The sequence below is a fragment of the Bacillus rhizoplanae genome (assembly GCF_917563915.1).
GTDB classification, from domain to species: Bacteria; Bacillota; Bacilli; order Bacillales; family Bacillaceae_G; genus Bacillus_A; species Bacillus_A rhizoplanae.
In genome coordinates this window covers 1-5307 of the sequence record NZ_CAKJTI010000062.1, presented here as the reverse complement: position 1 = coordinate 5307, position 5307 = coordinate 1, and the positions used below count along the sequence as shown (strand labels likewise).

Sequence of the window (5307 nt, the reverse complement as noted above, 5' to 3'; positions counted from 1 at the left end):
CCAACGATGTTCGGTCTAAAACATTTTTATAACAGGACAAGAATTGCGCCCAATTGTTGAAGATCAATTAATTCATTTTTTTAAAAACTTCCCCCCTATTAAATTTCAATAAGTATAGGAACAATCATTGGCTTTTTCTTAGTATGTGTATATACATATTGTCGTATTGATTTTTTTATTTGTTTTTTCATTACATTCCATTGGTTTCTATTTGCTTCTTGTAGCTCGTTAACAGTTTTTGTAGTAAGTCGATTAACGTCTCTTCGGAGTTCCGAGAAATCTCTATCCACAAATCCACGAGAAATGGTATCGGGTTCAGAAATCAGTTTTCCTTCCGCTTTGCTCATAGTTAAAACAATCATGAGCATCCCATCCTCTGAAAGTTGTTTGCGGTCTCGTAACACAAATTCCCCAATATTATCGACATCCCCCCCGTCTACGTAGGTATTCCCAACTGGTATTTTCCGGGTCTGACGGGCAATGGTATGTTCAATATCGACGACATCGCCATTATTGATGATAAACGTGTTTCCTTGCTCTACTCCAACGGATTCACCTAACAAACGGTGATGGTGTAGCATTCTAAATTCACCGTGAATGGGAATAAAATATTTTGGTTTCATTAATGTAAGCATTAGTTTTAAATCTTCTTGATAACCATGGCCAGAAACATGCATTCCGGATGTACTTCCTGATCCATAAATCACTTTGGCTCCAAGTGCAAATAAGTTGTCTACGATACTCGTGACATTTCGTTCATTCCCGGGTATTGGACCTGCTGCAAAGATAACCGTATCTTCAGGTAAAATGTCGACACCGCGAAAGTTTCCAGTGGACAGGCGAGCAAGAGCAGCCAATGGTTCTCCTTGACTCCCCGTGCATAAAATAGCCACCCTTTCAGGAGCCATTTCATTGATTTCATGTGGGTCAATTAACATTCCATCTGGAACTGTTAAATAACCACGTTCCATAGCAACCGCTACGACCTTAACCATACTTCGTCCAAGCAACGCAAGTTTTCGATTTGTTTTTTGCGCTGCATTCACGACCTGCTGAACGCGACTAATATTTGAAGCAAAGGTAGAAAGAATAACTTTGCGTTCGGCTTTCATGAAAGTTGCTTCCACATGTTCACCTACCATTTGTTCCGATGGGGTCAAACCAGGACGTTCTGCATTGGTACTCTCAGACAATAGAAGCAAGACCCCTTCTTTGCCGATTTCAGCCATTTTATGAATATCCGAATTCTCATTATTCGCAGGGGTTAAATCGAACTTGAAGTCCCCCGTATGTACAATATTACCCTCAGGTGTGTGAAAGACCATTCCCAAGCAATCAGGAATACTATGGGTCACTTTGAAAAAGCTTACACTCATTTCTCCGATTGTCAAGTTTGAGTTTGAATTGATTTCAACAAGTTCGCTTTCTCTTAGAAGTTTATGTTCTTTTAATTTGATTTCAATTAATCCTAGTGTGAAGCGTGTGGCATAAACGGGTACATTCAATTTTTTTAAGAAGAACGGGATCCCCCCGATATGATCTTCATGTCCATGTGTGACAATTAAAGCCCTGACTTTATCTTTATTTTCTACTAAGTAAGCTATATCAGGGATAATCAAATCAATTCCTAATAAACTTTCATCTGGAAACTTATTGCCACAGTCGATAATCACGATATCGTTTGAATATTCGATTGCATACATATTTTTCCCGATTTCATTCAAGCCGCCTAAGGCGAAGATAGATAATGCATTCTCTATTGTACTCAAATTTATATCCTCCCATTTTAAATATAATCTTAGTATGCCCTTTGGGTTTCCCTTTATCAGTGGGTCGAATGCTCGAGCTTCCTATAAAAAAGGGAACTCTAGACTTGTTTTTTTCCTAAAAATACTGACTATAACATTGATGTCTTAGTTTCTCACATCGTTATCGAGGTCTTTCCTCCCGTGGAGACAGCTGCTATTGAAATCACTCATGGTTTTCGATTCTTAATAAAGACGCAATTCTTTTATAAGAAATACGCCCGATAATGGAAGATCGTTATGCAGAAGTGATGCGAAAGAGACAGAGCAATTAAGGTTCTGTTGCAAAGTTTTTAAAACTAGGCTAAACTTTTGCAAAACAGAGTGAGGAGAATAATAAATGGGATATTTTAAAGGAAAGCAATTTAAACAAGATATTATTTTGGTAGCCGTTGGCTACTATTGTCGTTTTTCTTTAAGCTATCGTGATGTCTCTGAAATTTTGAAAGAACGTGGTGTTTCAGTTCATCCAACAACTATTATGCGCTGGGTTCATGAATATGGCCACCTGATCTATCAAATTTGGAAGAAGAAAAATAAAAGAGTACAACTATCTTGGAAATTGGATGAGACCTATATAAAAGTCAAAGGAGAATGGCGTTACCTGTATCGTGCAATTGATAAAGAAGGGTACACATTGGATATTCAACTTCGTAAAAAACGGGATCATCAGGCTGCATATGCCTTTATGAAAAGGTTAGTGAAAACGTTTGGAGAACCAACGGTTCTAACAACAGACAAAGCACCGGCATTACTTTGTGCATTCAAAAAATTAAAGGAACAAGGCTTTTATAAACATACAACTCATTGTACAATCAAGCATTTGAATAATCTCATAGAACAGGACCATAGACATGTAAAACGCCGCTTTGCCAAATCTGCAGGATTTCAAAGTCTTCGCCATGCTTCGCGCACCTTGAAAAGAATCGAAACGATTCATGCTATATATAAACGAAAACGAAGTTTGCAGCCAAACTTCGTTTTTTCAACGTACAATGAATTACAGCAATTACTCACAATTGCATAAGATTCAGCTGTACTCACCCTAACTTTCTATCTGTTAAAAAACTTTGCAACAGAACCCAGAGATTAATTGCAATTATCTTGAGGTTTTTGCACCAAAACCAAGCGCTGCTTTTTCCCATTATTGGTGTTTATCGTATAAACATTGTATGAAAGTTTGTTATCCCTATTAAGTAGAAACTTGCTATATAGAATAATTTTTTTATATGATAAAGTGGGCTTATGCTTAAATGAAAAAAGGAGAGTGACCCAGATGGAAAACCAAAATGAAACGAACGCTTTACCGCCAAAAACATGTACGATTGAACGTCTCATCACGATTCAGGAGGACATTGAAAAAGTGCTTGCAGGACAGAAAACGGCTACTCGCCGCAACGGGAGATATGCGGATGTCGGGGAAGTGATGGAGCTTCAAGGTCACCGGTATGTTGTGGAGAAGGTCTATTCGCAGTCACTTGGCGAATTGACTGATGAGCATGCCCGTCAAGAAGGCTATGCGAATGTGGAGGAATATAAGCAATCTATCCTGTCTCTTCACCCTGGCATGCCGTGGCTGCCAAATATGAGAGTTTGGGTTCATGAGTTCCGTCCCATCGAAGGTTAATGTGATATAAAGATGGACATGTTGTATCGACTGCTTCTGTATGTACATATTTTCAGTGTAATCTTATCCATCGGCCCGTTTTTTGTATTGCTTCCGCTCATCAAAAAACTGCGGGCTTCAGAGGCCCGAACACAGCAGGCTTATCTGGATGTATTCCGATTTTCGGTCAGGCTGGCCAAGCATGCCGGGCATGTGCTGGTTGCATCTGGGGTTCTGCTTGTACTGGCGGGCCCTTGGACTTGGAAGACCCCTTGGATAGTGATGACCCTTATTCTCATGGCGAGTTCATTATTTTTCCTGGCCCGCGCCTTTTCGCCGACCATTCGGAAATTCAGCGAAACGGGCCAAGACAAGGACGCCTTGATTCAATTGTTGCGGCGTTCTGTTTGGATTTACATTGTTCTTTTAATGGCGATGTTATGGTTCATGGTGACAAAGCCTGCGTTGTGGCAGGGGTGATAGATCTAGGGCGAATAGCGGCTTTGTGTGATTGCCGTTTGAATTCGCCGGGCGGCATGGAACAAGGACAAGCCAAAACTGGCTTGTCCTTATTGTAGTTACGCTTTGAAGAGGTGATGGAATAGTCTTTTACGATCTGGGCCTATTACCCCAAAGCAAGGTTTTTGCCTGAGTTGCTCAGTTTTATCATTTTGAGGTAGTTTATTTTTGTTAGGTTGATGGGCATGCGGTAAGCCCCCTAAAAGTAATGAACAAAAAAAATCTCCAACACACCATAAAAGAGCATACATTAGATGAATTTTTAGAACATTTATACCGCTGGAAACACTCCGGCTTAAATACTCGACAACATCAATTAGATTTCAATAAAGAAGTGAAAAAACGCTTAAATATCAACACTTACTACTATTTTCAACCGGATTGCATTTGATTTTGGATTGATGAACGAATATAAAAAGTAATCAAATGTCTTTATAAATGAAAAAACGGAGCGCACGTAACCGCCCCGTTTTTTCATTTAGAGTTTTCAATTCTCTCTTGCTAATCTCTTTTCTAGCTGATTAATAGAAATCGCTTCAGCCCTGGCCATTGTTTTACCGTAACTACTTTTTGTTTTTAAAGCTCTCTCACTTACTACTCCCATTTTATCAATATGTTCTTTAATTGACTTTTGCGTTACATTACAATATTTACTTGCCTTTCTAATCGCTTCTAACTTTGTTTGCATATAGATAGTCATTCCATTTACGGCAAACAGAATAGCCCGAAACTCCTCTTTCTCCACAACTACTCCATTTTTTCTTAAAGGGGTACAGACCCATGTCCATCAAGCTAATATTTTGAAGTACCCCCAAAACAAAAAAATTTATCTCACCACAGTTGTCAATGAGAATTCAGTTCATTTTTTTCGTTTTGGGGAACAATGAATTTCTTAACTTGATGGCGATGTGGTGCTACCCCATTAACTGTAAAATTTCTCATTCACATAACCCTAAAATTGGAAATCGTACTATGATAATAAAATAGGCATTCTATATTTTGAAGTACATTTACAAGGAGGAACTACTACATGACAGTAAGCACTAAACTTAAGCAAACTATCGCTGGATTAAAGAGTGTTCAAGCATGCCTAGAAGGATTTGTTCTTGATACTGATAACCAGCAAGCAAAACAATTATATAAAGGTGCAGCACAACAAACTCAAGAAATTATTGAATCTTTAAATCCTCGTCTTCAGCAAATTGAACAAGAAGAGCCTCAGTACAAGTAATAAGGTTCTGGTGCAAAAATAAAATAAAAGAGAATAAAGCGCATATTTTCCTAACGGAATCGTATCTTATGCTGCAAGTCCAAACAATTGATGGATGAATTCTTTCTGATTTTGGACAGACTGGTTGGACTTATCCCCGTCAAGTA

General features: G+C 38.7%; 6 protein-coding genes. 4 read left to right on the top strand and 2 right to left on the bottom strand.

Going from position 1 to position 5307, the window contains the following annotated elements; all coding sequences use genetic code 11:
• Positions 1-98: 98 nt before the first annotated feature.
• A complete protein-coding gene (locus LRP84_RS22095) occupies positions 99-1769 on the bottom strand; it encodes a ribonuclease J (RefSeq protein ID WP_230577046.1) in 1671 nt (556 codons plus the stop codon).
• 376 nt (positions 1770-2145) lie between these two features.
• Here LRP84_RS22095 and LRP84_RS22090 point away from each other — a divergent pair, with 376 nt between their 5' ends.
• The 3 genes from LRP84_RS22090 (at position 2146) to LRP84_RS22080 (ending at position 3891) form a co-directional block, all read left to right on the top strand.
• The gene (locus LRP84_RS22090; RefSeq protein ID WP_230577045.1) at positions 2146-2832 is read left to right on the top strand and encodes an IS6 family transposase; all 687 of its coding nucleotides are present in this window, start codon (positions 2146-2148) and stop codon (positions 2830-2832) included.
• A gap of 249 nt (positions 2833-3081) precedes the next feature.
• Positions 3082-3432, top strand: a complete 351-nt coding sequence (locus LRP84_RS22085) for an ASCH domain-containing protein (protein ID WP_230577044.1) — start codon at positions 3082-3084, stop codon at positions 3430-3432.
• A gap of 18 nt (positions 3433-3450) precedes the next feature.
• Positions 3451-3891 carry a DUF2269 family protein gene (locus tag LRP84_RS22080; protein WP_230577047.1) on the top strand — a complete coding sequence of 147 codons (441 nt, stop codon included), beginning with the start codon at positions 3451-3453 and terminating at the stop codon, positions 3889-3891.
• 526 nt (positions 3892-4417) lie between these two features.
• Here LRP84_RS22080 and LRP84_RS22075 read toward each other — a convergent pair.
• The gene (locus LRP84_RS22075; RefSeq protein ID WP_230577043.1) at positions 4418-4675 is read right to left on the bottom strand and encodes a hypothetical protein; all 258 of its coding nucleotides are present in this window, start codon (positions 4673-4675) and stop codon (positions 4418-4420) included.
• 285 nt (positions 4676-4960) lie between these two features.
• Between LRP84_RS22075 and LRP84_RS22070 the strand changes: the two genes are divergently transcribed.
• The gene (locus LRP84_RS22070) at positions 4961-5161 is read left to right on the top strand and encodes a DUF1657 domain-containing protein (protein ID WP_098310229.1); all 201 of its coding nucleotides are present in this window, start codon (positions 4961-4963) and stop codon (positions 5159-5161) included.
• The last annotated feature ends 146 nt before the right edge of the window (positions 5162-5307 follow it).

Coding starts and splice junctions, on each gene's coding strand:
- LRP84_RS22090 (WP_230577045.1), top strand. CDS start 2,146: ATGGGATATTTTAAAGGAAAGCAATTTAAACAAGATATTATTTTGGTA.
- LRP84_RS22070 (WP_098310229.1), top strand. CDS start 4,961: ATGACAGTAAGCACTAAACTTAAGCAAACTATCGCTGGATTAAAGAGT.
- LRP84_RS22080 (WP_230577047.1), top strand. CDS start 3,451: ATGTTGTATCGACTGCTTCTGTATGTACATATTTTCAGTGTAATCTTA.
- LRP84_RS22085 (WP_230577044.1), top strand. CDS start 3,082: ATGGAAAACCAAAATGAAACGAACGCTTTACCGCCAAAAACATGTACG.